23 protein-coding genes and 1 riboswitch are annotated in these 21,213 nt (G+C 36.2%); of the genes, 6 read left to right on the forward strand and 17 right to left on the reverse strand.

Annotation, left to right across the window (positions count from 1 at the left end):
• Positions 1 to 147: 147 nt before the first annotated feature.
• From OGZ34_RS07715 to OGZ34_RS07730, 4 genes are all read left to right on the forward strand, one after another.
• Positions 148 to 1,023 (forward strand): flavin reductase family protein, encoded by an 876-nt coding sequence (locus OGZ34_RS07715; RefSeq protein WP_263362662.1) that lies wholly within the window; start codon positions 148 to 150, stop codon positions 1,021 to 1,023.
• Between the two features lie 31 nt (positions 1,024 to 1,054).
• Complete coding sequence (locus OGZ34_RS07720; RefSeq protein WP_041516416.1) at positions 1,055 to 1,426, forward strand: DUF3127 domain-containing protein; 372 nt, start codon at positions 1,055 to 1,057, stop codon at positions 1,424 to 1,426.
• 344 nt (positions 1,427 to 1,770) lie between these two features.
• Positions 1,771 to 2,409: a leucyl/phenylalanyl-tRNA--protein transferase gene (gene aat / locus OGZ34_RS07725; RefSeq protein ID WP_263362663.1), complete on the forward strand. Its 639-nt coding sequence runs from the start codon at positions 1,771 to 1,773 to the stop codon at positions 2,407 to 2,409.
• 1 nt (position 2,410) lies between these two features.
• Positions 2,411 to 3,205, forward strand: coding sequence for an MOSC domain-containing protein (locus OGZ34_RS07730; RefSeq protein WP_263362664.1), 795 nt, complete (start codon positions 2,411 to 2,413; stop codon positions 3,203 to 3,205).
• Here OGZ34_RS07730 and OGZ34_RS07735 read toward each other — a convergent pair.
• The 10 genes from OGZ34_RS07735 to OGZ34_RS07780 all read right to left on the reverse strand — a co-directional run bounded on the left by OGZ34_RS07735 (position 3,202) and on the right by OGZ34_RS07780 (position 11,608).
• A complete protein-coding gene (locus OGZ34_RS07735) occupies positions 3,202 to 3,912 on the reverse strand; it encodes a HesA/MoeB/ThiF family protein (RefSeq protein ID WP_263362665.1) in 711 nt (236 codons plus the stop codon). The genes OGZ34_RS07730 and OGZ34_RS07735 overlap by 4 nt on opposite strands.
• Before the next feature lie 56 nt (positions 3,913 to 3,968).
• Positions 3,969 to 5,081, reverse strand: a complete 1,113-nt coding sequence (gene thiH / locus OGZ34_RS07740) for a 2-iminoacetate synthase ThiH (protein WP_263362666.1) — start codon at positions 5,079 to 5,081, stop codon at positions 3,969 to 3,971.
• Positions 5,082 to 5,180: 99 nt separating this feature from the next.
• Positions 5,181 to 5,957, reverse strand: coding sequence for a thiazole synthase (locus tag OGZ34_RS07745; RefSeq protein ID WP_317853251.1), 777 nt, complete (start codon positions 5,955 to 5,957; stop codon positions 5,181 to 5,183).
• A complete protein-coding gene (locus tag OGZ34_RS07750) occupies positions 5,938 to 6,576 on the reverse strand; it encodes a thiamine phosphate synthase (RefSeq protein ID WP_173964144.1) in 639 nt (212 codons plus the stop codon). Before OGZ34_RS07750 ends, OGZ34_RS07745 begins: the two co-directional genes overlap by 20 nt.
• Positions 6,566 to 7,321 (reverse strand): hydroxymethylpyrimidine/phosphomethylpyrimidine kinase, encoded by a 756-nt coding sequence (locus tag OGZ34_RS07755; RefSeq protein WP_173964143.1) that lies wholly within the window; start codon positions 7,319 to 7,321, stop codon positions 6,566 to 6,568. Before OGZ34_RS07755 ends, OGZ34_RS07750 begins: the two co-directional genes overlap by 11 nt.
• Positions 7,288 to 7,878, reverse strand: a complete 591-nt coding sequence (locus OGZ34_RS07760) for a thiamine phosphate synthase (RefSeq protein ID WP_173964142.1) — start codon at positions 7,876 to 7,878, stop codon at positions 7,288 to 7,290. Before OGZ34_RS07760 ends, OGZ34_RS07755 begins: the two co-directional genes overlap by 34 nt.
• Before the next feature lie 52 nt (positions 7,879 to 7,930).
• Positions 7,931 to 9,754: a phosphomethylpyrimidine synthase ThiC gene (thiC, locus tag OGZ34_RS07765; RefSeq protein WP_173964141.1), complete on the reverse strand. Its 1,824-nt coding sequence runs from the start codon at positions 9,752 to 9,754 to the stop codon at positions 7,931 to 7,933.
• Between the two features lie 129 nt (positions 9,755 to 9,883).
• Positions 9,884 to 10,090: a sulfur carrier protein ThiS gene (gene thiS / locus OGZ34_RS07770; protein WP_173964140.1), complete on the reverse strand. Its 207-nt coding sequence runs from the start codon at positions 10,088 to 10,090 to the stop codon at positions 9,884 to 9,886.
• 65 nt (positions 10,091 to 10,155) lie between these two features.
• Positions 10,156 to 10,252, reverse strand: a riboswitch (TPP riboswitch).
• Between the two features lie 106 nt (positions 10,253 to 10,358).
• Positions 10,359 to 10,931, reverse strand: a complete 573-nt coding sequence (locus tag OGZ34_RS07775) for a DNA-3-methyladenine glycosylase I (protein WP_263362667.1) — start codon at positions 10,929 to 10,931, stop codon at positions 10,359 to 10,361.
• On the reverse strand, positions 10,931 to 11,608 hold the full coding sequence (locus tag OGZ34_RS07780; RefSeq protein ID WP_263362668.1) for a queuosine precursor transporter: 678 nt from the start codon (positions 11,606 to 11,608) through the stop codon (positions 10,931 to 10,933). The genes OGZ34_RS07775 and OGZ34_RS07780 overlap by 1 nt, the downstream gene beginning before the upstream one ends.
• 169 nt (positions 11,609 to 11,777) lie before the next feature.
• Between OGZ34_RS07780 and OGZ34_RS07785 the strand changes: the two genes are divergently transcribed.
• The gene (locus tag OGZ34_RS07785) at positions 11,778 to 13,889 is read left to right on the forward strand and encodes a M3 family metallopeptidase (protein ID WP_263362669.1); all 2,112 of its coding nucleotides are present in this window, start codon (positions 11,778 to 11,780) and stop codon (positions 13,887 to 13,889) included.
• Between the two features lie 225 nt (positions 13,890 to 14,114).
• Here the strand turns inward: OGZ34_RS07785 and tsf are convergent, their stop codons facing one another.
• The 6 genes from tsf to OGZ34_RS07815 all read right to left on the reverse strand — a co-directional run bounded on the left by tsf (position 14,115) and on the right by OGZ34_RS07815 (position 18,859).
• Positions 14,115 to 15,077 carry a translation elongation factor Ts gene (tsf, locus tag OGZ34_RS07790; RefSeq protein ID WP_173964136.1) on the reverse strand — a complete coding sequence of 321 codons (963 nt, stop codon included), beginning with the start codon at positions 15,075 to 15,077 and terminating at the stop codon, positions 14,115 to 14,117.
• Positions 15,078 to 15,213: 136 nt separating this feature from the next.
• Entirely contained in the window at positions 15,214 to 15,996 is a 783-nt protein-coding gene (rpsB, locus tag OGZ34_RS07795; RefSeq protein ID WP_173964135.1) for a 30S ribosomal protein S2, read from the reverse strand.
• A 242-nt stretch (positions 15,997 to 16,238) separates the two neighbouring features.
• Positions 16,239 to 16,625 carry a 30S ribosomal protein S9 gene (rpsI, locus tag OGZ34_RS07800; RefSeq protein WP_017497947.1) on the reverse strand — a complete coding sequence of 129 codons (387 nt, stop codon included), beginning with the start codon at positions 16,623 to 16,625 and terminating at the stop codon, positions 16,239 to 16,241.
• Positions 16,625 to 17,080 (reverse strand): 50S ribosomal protein L13, encoded by a 456-nt coding sequence (gene rplM, locus OGZ34_RS07805; protein ID WP_026983738.1) that lies wholly within the window; start codon positions 17,078 to 17,080, stop codon positions 16,625 to 16,627. The genes rpsI and rplM overlap by 1 nt, the downstream gene beginning before the upstream one ends.
• A 193-nt stretch (positions 17,081 to 17,273) precedes the next feature.
• Complete coding sequence (locus tag OGZ34_RS07810) at positions 17,274 to 18,086, reverse strand: ferritin-like domain-containing protein (RefSeq protein WP_173964134.1); 813 nt, start codon at positions 18,084 to 18,086, stop codon at positions 17,274 to 17,276.
• A 26-nt stretch (positions 18,087 to 18,112) separates the two neighbouring features.
• Positions 18,113 to 18,859 (reverse strand): ferritin-like domain-containing protein, encoded by a 747-nt coding sequence (locus OGZ34_RS07815; RefSeq protein WP_173964133.1) that lies wholly within the window; start codon positions 18,857 to 18,859, stop codon positions 18,113 to 18,115.
• A gap of 195 nt (positions 18,860 to 19,054) precedes the next feature.
• Here OGZ34_RS07815 and OGZ34_RS07820 point away from each other — a divergent pair, with 195 nt between their 5' ends.
• Positions 19,055 to 20,080: a LacI family DNA-binding transcriptional regulator gene (locus OGZ34_RS07820; protein ID WP_263362670.1), complete on the forward strand. Its 1,026-nt coding sequence runs from the start codon at positions 19,055 to 19,057 to the stop codon at positions 20,078 to 20,080.
• Positions 20,081 to 20,116: 36 nt separating this feature from the next.
• On the opposite strand, the gene OGZ34_RS07825 is transcribed toward OGZ34_RS07820, so the two are convergent.
• Positions 20,117 to 21,130 carry a hypothetical protein gene (locus OGZ34_RS07825; RefSeq protein WP_263362671.1) on the reverse strand — a complete coding sequence of 338 codons (1,014 nt, stop codon included), beginning with the start codon at positions 21,128 to 21,130 and terminating at the stop codon, positions 20,117 to 20,119.
• Positions 21,131 to 21,213: the final 83 nt, after the last annotated feature.

Genomic DNA, 21,213 nt, shown 5'->3' on the forward strand with positions numbered 1-21,213 from the left:
GTGGTATAAATATAACGAAATATAAACATTTAATATTTTGTGGAGCGTTAAAGATTTTTTGTTTTTAAGTCTTAAACTATTTCTTTTGATTAAACGATTTTTCTATTTTTGTAGCTACGGAAATGAGATTCCATTAAAAAGAAAAATATGATTAGTATTGACCCAAAAGAAATACCAACGGCAAAATTACAAGGATATTTACAAAGTGCTGTAGGGCCGAGGCCAATTGCATTTGCAAGTACAATCAGTGCTAAGGGAATACCAAATTTGTCGCCTTTTAGTTTCTTTAATGTGTTCAGTGCCAATCCGCCAATTTTGGTTTTTTCACCGGCCCGACGTGTACGCGATAATACCATTAAACACACTTTGATAAATGCTGAGGAAACTCGTGAAGTAGTTATTAATGTTGTGAATTACGATTTGGTGCAGCAAACATCACTAGCAAGTACGGAATATGGCGAGGGTGTAAATGAATTTATAAAAGCCGGATTGACGCAAATTCCGTCTGATTTTGTGAAACCTTATCGTGTAAAGGAGTCTCCGGTACAGTTTGAATGTAAAGTGACTCAGATTATTCCGTTAGGAGATCAGGGTGGTGCGGGGAATTTAATTCTTTGTGAAGTGGTTAAGATTCATATTCACGAAGCAATTTTAGATGAAAACGGAGCCATTGATCAGCATAAAATAGATTTGGTTTCGAGACTGGGAAGTAATTGGTACTCCAGATCGAATCAGGGACTTTTTGAAGTGCCTAAACCATTGACAACTTTAGGAGTTGGAGTAGATGTGATTCCGGATTTTATCAAAGAAAGCCCCGTTTTTGACGGAAATGATCTTGGAAAATTAGGAAACATTGAAGCCTTGCCTACCACAGAAGAAGTTAGTATATTTGTGAAAGAAAATTTTTCGGTAAAAGGAGTTTTAAGCTCAGACGATCTCGAAAAAGTACATTTGGAAGCCAAAAAATATCTTAATAAAGATGATATTTCATCGGCCTGGAAAGTACTTTTAGCAAAGCAATAAGAATAGAAACAATAATTAATATAGAAAGAAGATGGAAGTTACAGGAAAAGTAAAAGTGGTGAACCCAGAGCAACAAGTTAGTGCTGCATTCAAAAAAAGAGAGTTGGTTGTTACCACAGATGAGCAGTATCCACAGCATATTTTGATCGAATTTACACAAGATAAATGCGATTTATTAAGTAGCTACAAACAAGGTGAGGCAGTAAAAGTTTCTATCAATTTAAGAGGAAGAGAATGGGTTAATCCACAAGGAGAAACCAGATATTTCAATAGTATTCAAGGTTGGAGAATCGAGAGACTTGCACCGGAAGGTCCTGGACAAACGGCTCCAATGCCAGCTGCAGAAGCTTTTGCACCGGCAACTAATTTGAACGAAGACGAACCGGACGATTTACCGTTCTAAGAGAGTTAACATTTCAATAAAGTAAATTCCAAATTCCAATTCATGAAAGATGTAATTGGGGTTTGGAATTTTGTTTTTAGCCTCGGTTTTTGCCAAAGTTCAAGGCTGTAATGAACTTTAATATTACACAAAACAACCCCAATAATTGTCATTTCGACGAAGGAGAAATCCTCGCGAGAAGCTCGACAAAGATTGGGTTTTTGTTGCGGAGTTTCTCCTTCGTCGAAATGACAACATTGCGGAATCTGGAATTTAAGTCTTAGCGATAGCGAAGAGGCAAAGCCATTTTAGTATTGAAATTTCCTAATGGGAATTTGGAATTTAAAAATTTTGGAATTTAAAAAATGTATTACGTATTTAACGATTTATTTTTCCCACCCGTTTCAGAAGCCGATGAAGAAGGAATTTTGGCTATTGGAGGAGACTTACACCCGGAAAGACTGAAACTGGCCTATAAAAGCGGAATTTTCCCTTGGTTCAATGAAGGAGAGCCAATTTTATGGTGGTCACCGGATCCCAGAATGGTTTTGTTTCTGGATGAATTGATCGTATCAAAAAGTATGCGTAATATTTTGAATAGAAAGCAGTTTAAAGTTACTTTTAATCAAAATTTTGTGGATGTGATTTCGAATTGCCAAAACATAAAACGTGAGGGGCAGGACGGAACCTGGATTTCAAACGAAATGATCAATGCCTATTGTAAATTAAACGAACAGGGTATTGCAAAATCTGTTGAGGTTTGGCAGGATGAGGTTTTGGTAGGAGGTTTGTACGGTATCGATTTGGGTCATGTTTTTTGTGGAGAAAGCATGTTTTCAAAAGTATCAAATGCTTCAAAAGTAGCTTTCATAGCTTTGGTGAATTATTTAAAAGAAGGAAACTACAAACTTCTGGATTGTCAGGTTCATAATCCGCATTTGGAAAGTTTAGGTTGTCGTGAGATTGATCGTGAAGAGTTTATATCCATTTTAAAAAAGGAATAAAATGAGTGCAGTTCATATCGTAAAAGAGCTTTATATCTATCCTGTAAAAAGTCTGGCAGGAATAAATTGTCAAAGCGCTTATGCCGAAGAAATGGGTTTTGAAAACGACCGCAGATGGATGCTTGTTGATGCTGAAAACAAGATGCTGACACAAAGAGAATATCCCATCATGAGTCAGTTTTATCCTCAGATTTCAGAAGGTAAAATCAGTATTACATTTAAAGATCAGAATCATGATTTTTTAATCGGAGAACATTTAAATCAGCCCATTGCCGTTAAAGTGTGGGAGGATGACAGTTATGTTGTTGAGGTAAATAAAAACACTTCTACCTGGTTTAGCGAACATTTGGGTTTCGAATGTAAACTGGTTAAAATTATTAGAAACGGAGATCGTAAACACGAAAGTTCAAAGCTAAAAGAAACCTTTAATGTTAGTTTAGCCGATGGTTATCCATATTTAATGATCGGAACCGAAAGTTTGGATTTTCTAAATGAAAAACTGGAAGACAAAATTACCATTTTGCGATTCCGTCCTAACATTGTAATCAGCAGCCAAAAGGCTCATGAGGAAGATGATTTTGTTGCTTTTAAAATCGGCGAAGTACAATTTAGAAATATTAAACCCTGCGGAAGATGCATTATGGTGAATAATGATCCGCAAAAAGGCGTTGTAAAAAAAGAACCATTAAAGACTTTAAGTAAATATCGAAATGTAAATAATTCTGTCTTATTCGGAACCAATATTGTAAGCCTGAACTCAGGGCTTATCAATGTCGGAGATGAGATTGTTTTTTAAAAGTTAAGTTTCATTAAGTTCCAGTTTATCGTATTAAAAAGTACTAACTCATTGTTTAGGGTTGGCAAATCCAAAATCAATTTAAGAGTTTCATGCGCCATCATTGTGCCAATAATTCCGGGTAGAGTACCTAAAACACCATTTAGATTACAATTCGGAACGTCTTTTGGATTCGGCATTTCGGGGAATAAATCGCGTAAATTTTTACTGCCCTTATGATTGAAAACAGCAACTTGTCCTTCAAACTTTAAAATACTGCCATAAACTAAAGTTTTTTGCAAAGCCACACAAGTATCGTTAACCAGATAGCGGGTTGTAAAATTGTCTGAACCATCTACTATAATGTCATATTGCTCAATAATTTGGATAGCATTTTCCGGAGTTAATTTTTCAACAATAGCTTTCGCTTTTATTAATGGATTTAGTTCTGAGACCACTTCTTTTGCAACAAGAGCTTTGAGTTTACCAATTTCATTTTCGGTATATAAAATTTGTCGGTGAAGATTATGAATTTCGATAGTGTCAAAATCCATAATGCCAATGCAACCAACTCCGGCTGTGGCAATATATTGTAGAATTGGGCAGCCTAAACCACCAGCGCCAATCACTAAAACTCTGGCTTTTTTGAGTTTTTCCTGACCTTCATCGCCGATTTCGGGAAGAATAGTTTGTCTGTTGTAGCGGAGAAATTCTTGTATAATGCTCATTTTGGAATTTTAGATTTTAGATTGTTGGAATTTGGAATTTGAATATTGAAATTTCTTTAACAGTAACTTTTGTCCCAGTCTTTCCAGACAGGTTCATAACCTGAATTGGTTATAATTTGTGCAATTTCTTTTGCAGAACGTTCATCGCTAATCTCAAATTGTTCCAGTGATTGTGGATCAACAACATAACCACCGGGATTGGTTTTCGATCCTGCACTCATACTTGTAACGCCAATTGGTATAATATTATTTCTGAACTTCTCATTTTCACGTGTAGAAATCGAAATTTCCAGATCTTCATTCCACAAACGATAGGCGCAAATCAACTGTGTCAGATCTTTATCATCCATAATAAAATTTGGTTCGATAATGCCTTCTGCCGGTCGAAGTCTTGGAAAAGAAACCGAATACTTGGTCTGCCAGTATTTCTTTTGCAGATAATCCAGATGCAATGCATTAAAAAAACTATCCGTTCGCCAATCTTCCAAGCCTAGCAAAACACCCAGTCCCATCTTATGAATTCCTGCAGTTCCAATTCGGTCAGGAGTTTCCAGTCTATAGTCGAAGTTTGATTTTTTACCTTTTGTATGGTATTTTTTATAGACATCCTGATGGTAGGTTTCCTGATATACCAAAACAGAATAAACACCAGCCTGATGTAAACGCTCGTAGTCTTCAGTAGAAAGCGGCTGGACTTCGACGGAGATAATTGAAAATTCTTTTCTGATTAAGGCAATGGCATTTAAAAAATAATTAATGTTTACCGTATAATTTGCTTCGCCAGTAACGAGTAAAACGTGGTCAAAACCAATATCTTTTAAAGCTTCGACCTCAAGTCTGATCTCAGCATCAGAAAGAGTTTTTCGTTTGATTTTATTGTCTAAACTAAATCCGCAGTAGGTACATATGTTCTGGCATTCGTTGCTTAGATAGAGCGGTGCATACATTTGAATGGTTTTGCCAAAGCGTTTTTTGGTGATTTCATGGCATCTCTGGGCCATTTGCTCCAGATACTTTTGTGCAACAGGTGAAATTAAAACCAAAAAATCATCGAGATTTCGTTTGGATTTAGACAAAGTGCGTTCTACCTCTTTTGATGTGGTTTGGTATATTTTAGATTGAATAGTATTCCAATCATAATTCTCAAAAACTGATTTGAATGTTTTCATAGTTTTTAACCGCAAAGTGCGCGGAGATTTACGCAAGGTTTGCAAAGCTTTGCGTTCTTAGCGCTTTTCTTTGCGAACTTTGCGGTTAAATTGTTTAGTCTACTCATATAAAAAAGAGGTCAAAGGACTGGAAGCCAAAGCATGATTTTGTTGAGGAGCAATTTTAGCTTCAAAGGCTTTTCGGCCGGCAATAACCGCTTCTTTAAAGGCCTCTGCCATTAGTTTCGGATTTCCGGCTACGGCAATAGCAGTATTCACTAAAACGGCATCAGCACCAATTTCCATCGCTTTTGCAGCGTCAGACGGTGATCCGATTCCGGCGTCGACTATTACCGGAACATTACTTTGTTCGATAATAATTTCTAGAAAATCGATCGTTTTTAAACCTTTATTACTTCCAATAGGAGAGCCTAAAGGCATAACGGCTGTTGTTCCTGCACTCTCTAGATGTTTGCATAAAACGGGATCGGCATGAATGTAGGGCAGAATAAAAAAGCCAAGTTTGGCCAGTTCCTCTGTCGCTTTTAAAGTTTCTATAGGATCGGGCATCAGGTATTTCGGATCTGGGTGAATCTCGAGCTTCAACCAGTTCGTTTCTAGTGCTTCTCTCGCTAATTGCGCTGCAAAAACGGCTTCTTTAGCATTACGTGCCCCCGATGTGTTGGGTAATAAATGAATGTTCGGATGATTTAAATGCGTTAAAATAGCATCCGCTTCGGTCTCGAGATCGATACGTTTTAGAGCCACGGTTACCAACTCGCTTCCCGATGCCAAAATAGCCTCTTCCATTTCCAGGTTTGAACCAAATTTCCCTGTTCCTAAAAACAAGCGGGAGGTTAAAGTTTTATCTCCTATGTTAAACAATGACGTTTGCATATAACTTTTCGTTTAGTTGTTGAATGAGTTTTCCTTTTTGATCACTTTTTGTAATCATGCCCGAGACTGCAATTCCATGAATACCAGTTTCCATTAAGGGGGCGATATCGTTTGGCGTTATTCCTCCAATGGCATAGACTGGGATTTCAAGTTTATTCCTTTTTAGATCCTGTATAATTTTAAAATAACCCGATAAACCCAGAATCGGACTTAGTTTTTCTTTGGTTGTTGTAAAACGAAAGGGCCCCAAACCAATATAATCACAGCCATTTTTAATATGGTTTTCAATGTCTTCAAAAGTGTTGGCAGTTGCTCCTATGATTTTGGTATTGCCCAGTATGGCTCTTGCTTCGTCAATTTTCATGTCTGAAAGTCCTAAATGAACTCCGTCTGCCGCAATTTGTTGGGCGAGATACAGGTTATCGTTCACAATAAAATTCGCCAGATACTCTTCGCATAAAAATTTTACAGCTTCAGCCAAAGCAAAAGAGTCTTTTTCAGTTTGATTTTTAAAACGCAGCTGTACCCAATCGCATCCGGCATCTAAAGCTTCATGGATATTATACAGTTGTTCTTCTATTGTTTCTCCTTGTGAGATGTATTGCAATTTATGATACATAATGATGTCCGATTAAAGTTGAAGTGGAATTCAGATATTTTTCTATGTAGATCTTAGCATTCCTGCAGGCTTCTTTTAAAGGTTGATTCCATGCAAGATTTGAGGTAATTGCGGCTGATAATACGCAGCCTGAACCGTGTTTCTCAAAGCATTTTTTATCAGAAGGCAGCAGATCGGTAATTTCGTCTTTCAGAAACAAACGATCGGTTCCGGTTGTCGAAGGATGATGTCCGCCTTTTAATAAAATGTTCGTGGGAATTTCATTTTGAAGCCCGGGTTGATTAGTGGTAAAACCAGGAAATAATAATTCGATTTCGTTGTAATTAGGCGTAATCAAATCAATTTTGGATAAAATTTCGTTTAAATCGAAACGATCGTCAAGGCTTGTAAATTCAAATTGAGTAGTTGATTTTAAAACCGTATCCCAAACGATTAAAGTGTCAGGTGATAGTTGTTTTATTACCGAAAGAATCTGGTTCAGATAATTTAAGGATGGGACAATCCCAATTTTAACAGCGCTGATTTTATACCGTTTGAAAAAGGTTTCGACAGAACGAATTATAAAATTCAAATGGGTCCATTGAATTTCTATAAATTCATTTTCAGTTTGAATGGTATTCGCGGTTAAAATCGCAAAACCGGTTACTTGATGCTGTTCAAATGTTTTGATGTCTGCCAAAACACCGGCACCACCTGAGGGATCAAAGCCGGCTATTGAAAGTGCGATTGGACGATTTGCTGACATAATTTGAATTGTTTTACGGGGTTTTCATTTTTCCAGATACTTCCTAAAAGTGCGACATCATCAAAACCATTTTCGTGTGTTTTTTGGATGTTTTCGGCATTCATTCCTCCTAAAGCGACCAGTTTTGTTTTGTAGTTTGTTCTTGACTTTAAAGCTTCAAAAAGGTTAGTCTTTGGGAGGTAATCTTCTTTGGAAATACTTTTAAAAACAGGACTTAAGAAAGCATAGTCAAACGCTGATGATAAGGAATTGAAATCTTCAATTGAATGGGTTGATGTCGAAAATGTCTTTCGATTCATATCAATTGAAACACTGTTTTTCCTTTCTTTTTCTGAAAAGTGAATCTTAGTAATTTCAAAGTCTTCCGCCAAAATGTGATGACTGTGTAAGACTAAATGGCTTCGATATTCAGGTTTTATCTGCTGAATGAACCGAGCCATTTCAATTTCAGAAAAATCAGGCTTCCGAATATGAAGCAAAGCCAATCCTTCTTCAAATAAGGAATGAACAATGTATGTTTCATTTTTAATTGGGGAAGGATTGGTAATTACGATCATATATTTTTCTCTTTGTTTTATATTCTTTCTTCTATTTTCTTCACTAACTACATTAGATATAAATCTCTTTCCCCTGCTCAATAAACTCTTCCGATTTTTCCTGCATGCCTTTTTCAGCAGCAGCTACGTCACGAATTTCCTGAGAAATCTTCATGGAACAGAATTTAGGACCACACATCGAACAGAAATGGGCGACTTTTGCACCGTCAGCAGGAAGGGTTTCATCATGAAACTCTCTTGCAGTATCTGGATCGAGTGATAAGTTGAACTGATCTTCCCAGCGGAATTCAAAACGAGCTTTGCTCAAGGCATTGTCGCGGTATTGTGCTCCCGGATGGCCTTTAGCCAGATCGGCGGCATGTGCGGAGATTTTATAGGTGATCACACCATCTTTTACATCTTTTTTATTAGGTAAGCCGAGGTGTTCCTTTGGAGTAACATAACATAGCATCGCACAACCATACCAGCCAATCATTGCTGCTCCAATGGCAGAGGTAATGTGATCGTAACCTGGTGCAATGTCCGTTGTTAGAGGGCCTAAAGTATAAAAAGGAGCTTCATGACAATGTTCCAGTTGTTTGTCCATATTCTCCTTGATCATGTGCATAGGAACGTGACCGGGACCTTCAATGAAAACTTGAACATCGTGTTTCCAGGCAATTTTAGTTAATTCTCCCAAAGTTTCCAATTCAGCAAATTGAGCGGCATCATTGGCATCAGCAATAGAACCCGGACGTAAACCATCTCCTAGAGAAAAAGCAACATCATATTGCTTCATGATTGCACAGATCTCTTCAAAATGAGTGTATAAGAAGTTTTCTTTATGATGAAACAAGCACCATTTTGCCATGATAGATCCACCACGAGAAACAATTCCGGTAACCCTGTCGGCTGTTAAATGAATGTAGCGTAACAGTACTCCGGCATGAATCGTAAAATAAGAAACACCTTGTTCTGCCTGTTCGATTAAAGTATCACGGAAAACTTCCCAGGTTAGGTCTTCGGCAATTCCTTTTACTTTTTCCAGAGCCTGGTAGATTGGTACAGTACCAATGGGTACAGGAGAGTTGCGAATGATCCATTCTCTGGTTTCATGAATGTTTTTGCCTGTTGATAAATCCATAATGGTATCGGCGCCCCAACGGCAAGCCCAGACTGCTTTTTCAACTTCTTCTTCAATGCTCGAAGTCACAGCGCTATTACCAATGTTGGCATTTATTTTTACCAAAAAGTTGCGTCCGACAATCATCGGTTCACTTTCGGGATGATTAATGTTGTTAGGGATAATGGCTCTTCCGCAAGCTACTTCGCTGCGAACAAATTCGGGAGTGATTTTGCTTTTGGGAGTATTGGCTCCAAAACTATGACCACCATGCTGGCATTGCATGGCTTTGGTTTGTTCGTTTAGAAGTTCTATTCGTTGATTTTCACGAATAGCAATATATTCCATTTCAGGAGTGATAATGCCTTGTTTGGCATAATACAATTGTGTCACGTTGGCTCCGTTTTTGGCTCTTTTGGGCTGATGCAAATATTCAAATCGAAGATGATTTAAACTTTCGTCTTTCAATCGGCTTTGTCCATAATCAGAAGTGATTTCACTTAGAATTTCGACATCATTACGATCTAAAATCCATTGCTCTCTTAATCTCGGGAGTCCTTTTCGAATGTCAATTTCAATTTTGGGATCGGTATATGGACCGGAAGTATCATAAACCGTTACGGGAGGATTTTTTTCGATTCCGCCGTTTGAAAGTTTAGTGTCGCTCAGCAGAACCTCGCGCATGGCCACCTTGATAGGATGGATTTCACCACTTACATACACTTTTTGGGAGTTAGGAAATGGAGTTCTGGAAATTTGTTCTTCTGTAGTCATAGCTTGTAGTTGTATTTTGTGAGATGTGAAATGTAAGATGTGAAATTTAATTGTCGATTGTATAGGGGCACGGTAGTGCGTCTAGTTCTTGCTTGACAATTGGAATTTGGAATTTGAAAAATTGGAATTTTATCCCCCCTGTGTGGCAGAAATAATTAGAATTTCGTCAGTTTCGGATACAAGCTGTTGGTTCCAGTTGGTTCTTGGAACAACATTATTGTTAATGGCAACGGCAATTCCGTTTTGTTTGTTGGGGATTTCGAGATCGAGCAATGACTGAATGCTTAACGATTCAGCATTGAATTGTTTGATTTGTTGGTTGATTTTTAGTTCCATTCCTTTTGAGTTTAGTATGTAGTTATACTTTAGGAATGGCTACAATTGCGCATAAAAATGCGCGCAGAAGTCATCTTACTTTTCCCTACGCTAGTGTGAGCTAGATCAGGTTCAGAGGGTAAAATCTCAGCCTACAAGTTGTAGACACCCCTAAAGTGTGAAGCAAATGTAATGATTTTTTTAAAGTTTTCAGTCTCAGTTTTCAGTTTTCAGTCTTTAGCTTAAAAAATTAAGCTCTAAAAAGTGAAAACCGAGACTGCAACTGCGGCTATTTCCTTTTTCGGGTAAAGCAATCTTCGACATGATCGTTAATCATTCCGGTGGCCTGCATATGGGCATAAATCACGGTTGAGCCAACGAATTTGAAGCCGCGTTTTTTCAAATCATTGCTAATTTCGTCTGAAAGAGGAGTAGTGGCAGGAACATCTTTTAAGGTTTTTGGATTGTTGTCGATCGGATTTCCGTTGGTAAACTTCCAAATATAGTCAGAAAAAGTGCCGAACTCTTCTTGTACTTTCAGGAATGCCTGTGCGTTTGAAATGGTAGCACGAATTTTAAGTTTGTTTCGAACAATTCCGGTATCCTGCAATAGAGATTCTATTTTTTCTTCCGGATACTGAGCAATTTTTTTATAATCGAAATGATCGAAGGCGGTTCTGAAATTTTCTCTTTTATTCAAAATTGTAATCCAGCTTAGACCAGCCTGAAAGGTTTCCAGGATTAAAAATTCAAATATAGACGGATCATCATAAATGGGAACACCCCATTCTTCGTCGTGGTATTTTTTATATAAATCGCTGGAAGAACACCAGCCGCATCGTATCAGATTTTCGTTCACCATTATTTTTTATATTTGGGATTTTTGTGCGCCGGATCTTCGTCTAAGTATTTCTTAATTAAATGATGTCCCGCGTAAATCGCCGGAGTTAGTAAAACAGCAACAGACAGTTTAAAAATGTAACCCGTTAAACCGGATGAGATGAAAGTATCAAAATCAATTTTTCCGGGTAACCAGAAAGCAATTCCTAGTACAATAAAAGAATCGAATAATTGCGAGATTACGGTTGATCCTGTGGTTCTAAGCCATATTTTTCGTTCTCCGGTGCGTCTTTTGAAAAACCAAAAGATCCAGACATCAATTAGTTGAGAGGCCATAAAAGCGATTAAACTACCAACAATGATCCACATACTTTGTCCAAAAACGGCCCGAAACTGTTCGTCGTTAACTGGACTGATTCCTTTGGCGGCCGGAATTACAATGGCCATAAATAAGATCAGAAAGGCATAAGCAATCAAACAAGCGGTTATGAAGGATAACTTTTTTACCCCTTTTTCACCAAAATACTCATTGATCAAATCAGTTGTTAAAAAGACAATAGGCCATGGTAAAATACCAATGCTCATGACAAACGGTCCAATCTGAATTAATTTTCCTCCAATAAGTTCGGCCACAACAGCATTTGTTATAAAGATGCCGGCCAGAATTACAAAAACAATTTCTCTGCGGGTTTTAAACATGTGATTTGGTTAATGATGTTTCAAATTTAAACTATTTCTCTATAACTTTTTAGACGAATATTTAAATTAAAGGGTAGTTTTTAGAGGACTTCAAAGTTAAAATTTTTAAATGAATACTGATTTTTAGTTACATTTGGAACAATAAACTATTTAAAACAAATCAACGATAATGAAAAAATTAATGACAATTTTTCTCATGGGAACAACCTTACTTGCGGCTAACGCACAGACTAATCCGGACAATCCGTTGGTGCAACAATGGACAGGTCCTTATGGTGGGGTTCCTGCTTTTAATGAGTATAAGGTTTCGCAGTTTAAACCTGCTTTTCAATTTGCAATTCAGGAAAAACTAAGCGAAATTGATGCTATTACGAACAATCCGAAAGCACCAACTTTTGAAAATACAATTGCAGCTTTAGAGCGTTCGGGTAAAACAATTTCCAGAATTTATAGTGTTTACGGGATTTATGGTTCTACTTTAAGTACACCTGAATTTAACACTGTTGAAACAGAAATGTCTCCAAAATTATCTGAATTTGCAGATCAGATTGTTCAGAACAAAAAATTATTCGCAAGAATTGAAGCTTTGTATAATTCAAAGGAAAGCAAGAAACTTACCAGTGAACAACAGCGTTTGATTTGGTTATATTATACTGATTTTGTTCGTGAAGGTGCAAAACTTAATGATATTGATAAAGGGAAAGTAGCGAAAATCAACCAGGAACTGGCTAGTCTTTTCACTAAATTCAGTCAGAATCTATTGGCTGAGGAGCGCAATCAATACGTAGCTTTAAAAACAGAAAGTGATTTTGACGGTTTACCAACCGAAGTAAAAAATGCCGCTATTGCCGAAGCAAAAAACAGAAAGTTAGATGTATTGGGCTGTGTGGCTAATACACGTTCGTCTATCGAACCGTTTTTGACTTTCTCGACTCGTAGGGATTTAAGAGAAAAAGCATTTGATATTTTTGTAAAACGCGGAGATAACGGTAATGCAAATGACAACAATGCTACTTTGGTTTCTATTTTGCAATTGCGTACAAAGAAAGCTAATTTGTTAGGATTTCCAACTTTTGCTGATTGGAGTTTGTCTAATAAAATGGCAAAAGATCCTAAGAAGACATTAGCTTTAATGGAGTCTGTGTGGAAGCCTGCTGTAGAGAAAGTGCATCAGGATGTCGCTGAAATGCAGAAAATTGTTGACGCAGAAGGAGGTAAATTTAAAATTCAGCCTTGGGATTATCGTTATTATGCTGAAAAAGTTAGAAAGGCAAAATATGATTTAGATCAAAATGAAGTTAAACCTTATTTGCAATTAGAGAACTTACGTGAAGGAATGTTCTGGGTTGCCGGAGAATTATTCAATTTAAGTTTCAAGCAAATTACGAATGTTCCGGTTTATCATCCTGACGTACGTGTTTGGGAGGTAAGTAATAAAGTTACGGGTAAAGTGGTAGGTTTATGGTATTTTGATCCTTATGCACGTGCAGGAAAGCGTTCAGGAGCATGGATGAATGCGTATCGTGATCAGCAGAGAATGGACGGGGAAGTTTTGACCATTGTGTCTAACAACTGTAACTTCATAAAAGGAGGCGAAAATGAACCGATTTTAATCTCATGGGAAGATGCTACGACTTTGTTTCATGAATTTGGACACGCGCTTCACGGATTGTGTTCTAATGTAACCTATCCAAGTTTGTCAGGTACAAATGTAGCTAGGGATTATGTAGAGTTCCCGTCTCAATTGTTAGAGCACTGGTTGGCTACTCCAGAAGTGTTAAATAAGTTTGCTTTACATTATAAAACAAATCAGCCATTGCCTCAGGCTCTTGTAGAAAGAATCGAGAAAGCGGCTAATTTTAATGAAGGTTTTTCAACTGTAGAAACAATTTCGAGTTCTTTAATTGATATGAAACTTCATTTGTCAACGACTACTATTGATCCTCATAAATTTGAGAAAGAGACTTTAGATGCGCTTCACATGCCATCAGAAATTGTAATGCGTCACAGAATTCCTCAATTCGGACACATTTTCTCAGGTGACGGGTATTCGGCAGGATATTACAGTTATTTGTGGGCTGATGTGATCAATGCAGATGCTTATGAGGCTTTTACAGAAGGAAAAGGACCTTATGATAAGGTAGTAGCAAAACGTTTGTATGATACTATTTTTAGTGTTGGAAATACAATCGATCAGGAGAAAGCGTATGAGAACTTTAGAGGAAGAGCTCCTAAATCTGATGCTTTAATGCGTGCCAGAAATTTTCCGATCAATAAATAAATAGTTAGATGTAAAATGTAAAATGTGAGATGGAATTAGAGGGAAACTTGAGATTTACGAAATAATCGAGTTGCTCCGAAGATGAAATAGATTCGAGGCACTATCTTTAAAAGTTACGATTCTAACTTCTTCACATTTTACATCTAACATTTCACAAATAAACATTACATAAAAAAAAGCCCGAATAAATTAATATTCGGGCTTTTTAAATATTGAAATAATATATTAACCTAAAGTAACTCTTTTGAAACCTGTAATTTCAACGTTGAATCCTTTAACGTAATCACCAACTTTTTTACTATCATCTTTGATAAAGTTTTGATCTAACAAAGCTTTCTCTTGATCTAAAGTAGTATTGTCAGAGATAAAACGTTGAACTTTTCCTGGGATAATTTTGTCCCAAATTTGCTCTGGTTTACCTTCAGCTTTTAATTCAGCTTTAGCATCTTCTTCAGCTTGTTTTAAAACTTCTTCAGTTAATTGAGAGAAAGAGATGTATTTAGGAACATTTTTTAAAGTTTTTCCTAAACGTTTTGCTTCTTCATTGTCTTTTTCGATTACAGCAATACGAGCAGCAAGCTCAGATTCAACGAAAGCAGGATCAAAATCTTTGTAAGATAATGTATCAGCTCCCATAGAAGCAACTTGCATAGAAACATCTTTAGTTAAAACTTCAGCGTTAGGAATTGCAGCAGAAATTGCAGTTAATGCAGCAATTTTGTTAACGTGAACATAAGATCCAACAAAAGCACCTTCTAAAATTTCAAAACCACCGATTTCGATTTTTTCTCCAATAACTCCAGTTTGCTCGATTAATTTTTCAGCAACAGTAATTCCGTTGAAATCTGAAGCTAAAAATTCTTCTTTAGAAGAGAAGTTAATAGCTTTTTCAACTAATTCTTTAGCTAAAGTTACGAAAGCCTCATTTTTACCTACGAAATCAGTTTCGCAGTTTAAAGTGATGATAGCTCCTTTAGTATTGTCAGCATTGATAAAAGAAACAGCAGCTCCTTCAGAAGACTCACGGTCAGAACGGTTAGCAGCAACTTTTTGTCCTTTTTCTCTAAGGACTTGTATAGCTTTATCGAAATCTCCGTCAGCCTCAACTAAAGCTTTTTTACAGTCCATCATTCCGGCACCTGTAGATTGTCTTAATTTATTTACGTCTGCAGCAGTAATTGTTGCCATAATATTTTGAATTTTAATGTTAAAAGTAAAAATTCCATCTTTTAAATTCTAAACTCCAATTTTATTAAATTATCAACATAACGTTTTTAATTTGTGTTTGGATTTTAGAATTTAAAATTTGGAATTTAAATTTGATTTATTCTTCAGTTGCAGGAGCAGCATCAACAGCTGGTGCAGCTTCTACAGCAGCAGGAGCAGCTTCTTCTGTAGCTTCAGTTTCTTTTTCAGAACCTCTGTCAGAAAGACCTTCGATTACAGCAGCAGTTACTAAAGATAAAATTTTGTCAATTGATTTAGAAGCATCATCATTTGCAGGAATAACGTAATCAACCTCTCTTGGGTCAGAATTCGTATCAACCATTGCGAAAACTGGAATGTTTAATTTTTGTGCTTCTTTTATTGCGATGTGTTCAGCTTTGATATCTACTACGAACAATGCTGCAGGTAGTCTAGACATATCAGCGATTGAACCTAAGTTTTTCTCTAATTTAGCACGTAGACGATCAACTTGCAAACGCTCTTTTTTAGATAACGTCATGAAAGTACCATCTTTCTTCATTTTATCGATAGAAGACATTTTTTTAACTGCCTTTCTGATAGTAACAAAGTTAGTTAGCATTCCACCTGGCCATCTTTCAGTGATGTAAGGCATGTTTGCAGCTTTTGCTTTGTCAGCAACGATGTCTTTTGCTTGTTTTTTGGTAGCTACGAATAAGATTTTTCTACCTGATGCAGCGATTTTTTTCAAAGCTTCGTTAGCTTCTTCAATTTTTGCTGCAGTTTTATATAGATTGATAATGTGAATACCATTACGCTCCATATAAATGTAAGGGGCCATATTTGGGTCCCATTTTCTAGTCATGTGTCCAAAGTGAACACCTGCTTCTAGTAAGTCTTTAACTTCTATTTTGTTTGCCATTTTTGTACTAGTTTACGTTCTGTTGATTAGCAATGTGTTTTTTTGGATTTTAGATTTTAGATTTTAGATTTTTAGATTTTTCAATCTTTTAATCTTTTTAATCTTTCAATCTTTATAATCGCTTAACCCATTTAGATGCTAAACTATTTCCTACCTCAATAGGAGAGCAACAACAACTGTGTTTTTTAATTTCAATAAATAATTGATGGTGTCCTGCACCAAATGTACAAGACAGGTAAATATTAACGTTTAGAGAATTGGAATCTCTTACGAGCTTTCTTCTGACCGAATTTCTTACGTTCAACCATTCTTGGATCTCTTGTTAATAAACCTTCTGGTTTCAAGATAGCTCTGTTTTCGATGTTTACTTCACACATTACACGTGCTAGTGCCATTCTTACAGCTTCTGCCTGACCAGTTGAACCACCTCCGTAAACGTTTACTTTTACATCAAAGTTACTTGCATTTTCTGTCATAGATAATGGTTGTAAAACTTTGTATTGTAAAGTTGCAGTTGGAAAGTAAGTTGCGAATTCTTTTTTGTTTACAGTGATTTTTCCTGTTCCTTCAGAAACATATACACGTGCAACAGCGGTTTTTCTTCTACCGATTTTGTGAATAACTCCCATTACTTAAGATCGTTTAGGTTAACAGTTCTAGGTTTTTGAGCTCCGTGAGTATGCTCAGCACCTACAACAACATTTAGATTTCTAAAAAGTTCAGCTCCTAATTTGTTTTTAGGTAACATTCCTTTTACAGCTTTTTCTACTAATAATGCAGGATTCTTAGATTGCAATACTTTAGCAGTTAAAGTTCTTTGTCCTCCTGGGTAACCTGTATGACGCATGTAAATTTTGTCATTCATTTTTGTACCTGTAAGGTTAATTTTTTCTGAGTTGATAACAATTACGTTATCTCCACAGTCAACGTGCGGTGTGTAACTTGGTTTGTACTTACCTCTTAAGATCATTGCAACCTTTGAAGCAAGACGACCTAAGTTATGACCTTCAGCATCAACAACAATCCACTCTTTAGTTACAGTGGCTTTGCTAGCTGAAATTGTCTTGTAGCTTAATGCGTCCATAATATTATTTTAATTAAACATTCCATCCCCAATAAAGGGGATGCAAAAGTACAATTAATTATTTTAAAACCAAATACCTGAAAAGAATATTTTATCTGCTGAAAATCAGGACATCAGTTTTTGATTTAAAACAATAAAAAAAAACCACCTTCACAATAACGCGAAGGTGGTTTAATATTTAGAATTGTTTTGGCTAAACAATAAATAAATTTGCAATATCAACGACTTGTTGTGTCGTAAGTGGCTCATCATAAGCTTCTGACCCTGCAGAAGCTCCAAATGCAGCTGCCGTGTTGAATCCTGCCTGTACGGTAACTCCTTCACCATCATAAACAGCTTGTGTTGCAGCGGGCATTCCTGCGCCTCGTTCACTATTCGAAATCCATCCTTTTAATCCTCTTAAACGTCGTACTTCAGAAGCATGACGGGCTTCTACTGAGTGAATTTGTAATGCGGCAGTTAGTAAATCAGGTGTCGTGATTAAATTTGCTGCCTGACCTTTGTAGGCTCTAACGCCTGTATCTTCAAAGGCTTGTGCTAATGCTAAAAAGGTTGGGTAGTCATGAAATGGATCAAAAGCTCCTCCAACAGTAAAGTCAAAAGTAGGTTTAGCGACAAAATTTGCACTTGCTGGTCCGCCCAGTCCTGCTATCAAAAATTTAACGTGATCGGACTCATGTGCTGCTATTTGCTGAAAAACTTTTAAATCGCGTCCGCCATTTTCTGATGCCGGAATTACTCCGGAATCTAATGCCATAGCATAAAATTCGTTTTCCAGATATTCTAAAGTTAAGGCAAATTGCAAGGCTCCAATAGGAGTTGCGGGTGTTGCAGTAATGTCTTTTGCTAATGCTTTATTTGCCATTGCTGATAATCCAAAAGGGATTGATGCGTAGGCTAATGTTTTTCCAATACTTCCAAACTGATTAAAACTGTCTCTTCTTGAACCAGTGCTTCTCATCAAGCTATCATCAGTAAATGTTTCTATAAATTTTAAAATATTCATAATTTCTAAGTTTTAGCTTGTTAAGATTAAGGTAAATATTTGGCTGTAAATTTTGTTGTAATGAAGCCTCCTGCAATTGGTAGAATTTTTGAAGGATCTTGTGCTGCATCCAAACCTGTTGTTGCGTTTACAATATCATCGCCGGCAAAATCTTTAGAATTAGGATTAATTAAACTTCTGATGGCTGATGCGTGTCTGGCTTCTACCGAAACAATTTTTCCTGCTAAAAGTAAATAGTCTGCACTTTTAATTAATTTTCCTGCCCCATTGTAAGCAGCAACTCCGGTGTCTTCTAATGCTTTTGCTGTAGCAAGAACTTCCGTACGGCTGTTAAAATTCAAAGAACCGTAGTTAAAAGCTAAGGAAGGAAGTAATTGAGAGCTCGGATCAGGAAGTGCTCCGGTTAAAGCAGCTTTGAAAAAATCTCTGTGAATTACTTCGTGATGATACAGGTCTGTTAGTACCTGCCGTTCGATAGGATTGAAAGTTACATTAAAAGTTGCTGAGTTTACAACCTTAGTATAAAAGTCGGCTTCCAGTTGTTCTAAGGCATACGCATAGGTTAGTACTCCAAAATCACCCGATCCTAAATCAAAGACGCCGTTTCGGATTCCGGGTAACGTAGTGTCTTCCATGTCGTTGTCATTGTCATTATCGCTGCAACCGGCCATAATCAAACCGGCACTAACTAATGTAAGGCCGCTGAGCTTAAGGAAGCTCCTTCTGTTATTCAATGAAGGATCTACTTCATGAATTTTAACTTCGTTTTTCATAATCAAGGACTTTTAAAAGGTTAATAACATGTATTAAGGTATTAACGAAATTTTAGGACTTGCGGTTTTAGAAAAGAAGCTTATTTTAATTTTATTTAAAAAACACGTTGAAATTTTAAATAGGATAACGTGTTTTTTGTTTTATTTTAGGTAATTCTACTATATTTGTATTAATTACATAAAATTTATTTTTAAATGAAAGCTAAAGCAACTCTAAAACAAATTGCGAAGGAACTAGGTGTTTCTGTATCGACTGTTTCTAAGGCATTGAATGATAGCCCGGAGATTAGTGAGCAAACAAAGGTGAAGATTAAAGAGTATGCCAAACTCAAAAATTATAAACCGAATGTTATTGGTTTGAATTTAAAGAATCGTAAAACCAAAACAATAGGAGTAATTATACCTAATATATTGAACTCCTTTTTCGCAAAGGTTTTTAGTGGTATCGAAAAAGTAGCAGATAAAAAAGGATATAATGTAATCACTTGTATTTCGAATGAATCTTTGGAAAAAGAAGTTCATACGCTTGAAATGTTAAGCAACGGAACTATTGACGGATTTATATTATCAGTATCTGAAGAAGCGCAAAAATTAGAAGAGTATGGTCATTTTTCGGATATTATCAGCGATGGAACTCCTATTGTGATGTTTGATAGAATTGCTGATGGAGTAGAATGTGATAAAGTGGTGGTAGACGATTTTGATTCTGCTTTAAACTCAACACAGCATTTAATTGATTTAGGATGTAAAAATATTGCTCTGATTTCGTCAGTAGACAATTTAAGCGTTGGAAAATTAAGAGCTGATGGTTACTTAAAAGCATTAAAAGATAATAATATTCAGATAAACGAGAATATCATTCTTCGTACCGACTCCGAAGAAGATATGAAAGCCAAAATTGATGCCATTTTTGAGCATAAAATTGATGCTATTTTTGCTTTGGACGAGAATGATTCGGTGGCTGCTTTACGTGTAAGTCTTAAAAAAGGATATAAGGTTCCTGAAGATATTTCAATTATAGGTTTTGCTGATGGAATTTTAGCTTCAAGACGTTTGTCGCCAAGTTTGACAACGGTAAGTCAGCACGGAATTGAGATTGGAGAGGTCGCTGCCAAAAGATTGATTCAAAGATTAGAAGAGCCGGAAGGTGAAACATCAGACTATGAAACGATCGTGATCAAAACAAAATTGAAAGAACGAGAATCTACAAGAAAAGTTTAATAAACAGAAAACCATCAGCCGCAGCTGATGGTTTTTTTATAAGGTATAAGGAAATCTAGGATTTTTGTATTTTTTTAATTTCTCAAAAGAGACTAAAAAAGATTCTTCGCAAGCCCTGTCAACTCTTGCAAAAATCGGGGTAAATTCGATGCCTTTTTCGGTGTAATTCCAGGAAGGGAAATCCCAATATTCTTCATTGGTATAATCGCAGGGATCACTATCGTCTTTTGGTTTTTCAAAATGATATTCTGAAGTAATTGTGCTTAATAATTTCGGAGCGAAAAAATCAGAGCGATATTTAGAAAAATTCGAAAAATTGCTTTGTTCTTCTGTTGTAACGCTTTTGTCAAAAGCCAGTATGTCGTCAATCCCGTAATCCTTTCCATTGTTTAAATCAATCAGATAGCCTCTGCTTCCCCAGTCTGGATGAGCACCACCGCAATAATAAGAGCTTGAAATTTGAAATCCCAGTAAATTCGAATTTAAAAAAGTTACGACAGTATTTCCTTCTATTCCTTTTCCTTCACTATATTCAAAAGACGAAGAACAATTGAGCTGATCTAAAGTGTTCTGAATATGGATTTTTTCGAGAATTGGATTTAGGATTGACTTGTTTTTTTCTGAAAAGTTATTTCCTCCTACCCTGAAAAATTCCGAATCACAGTGTTTTTCAGAATACCATACAAATTCCTTATTGTTATAAGTGGTAGTTTTCTGTTTCTTGAACTCTAAAAATTTATACTTTATATAATTTAATTTGTCGTCAGCATAATATTTGTCGAGATTCGCTTTGTAGCCTGAAAAATTTATAGGTTGAATTTTTACCGGATATTGTATCCCTTTAGCATTGTACCAGGATCCTTCAAAATTATTGTCAGCCAACTTTTTCAGATAAAATTTTTCAGTTATTACATTGTTTGGCTTAAAATAGAAAGTAAAAAGATTGTCTTTTAAGTTTCCTTCCAGTTTAATGTCTTTTAATGAATTTTGATAAAAGTAAACAGCATTTAAGCTCGTCTCTTTGTCGTTTTTATAAACGTCAATTTTCATATAGATTTTGCTTTTAGCCAAAGTTCCTTCCAAATAGTAAGTCTCTTGACTAAAAGCAATCATAGTATAAAGGACAAAAAATA

Source organism: Flavobacterium collinsii (genome assembly GCF_946903285.1).
Taxonomy (GTDB): domain Bacteria; phylum Bacteroidota; class Bacteroidia; order Flavobacteriales; family Flavobacteriaceae; genus Flavobacterium; species Flavobacterium collinsii.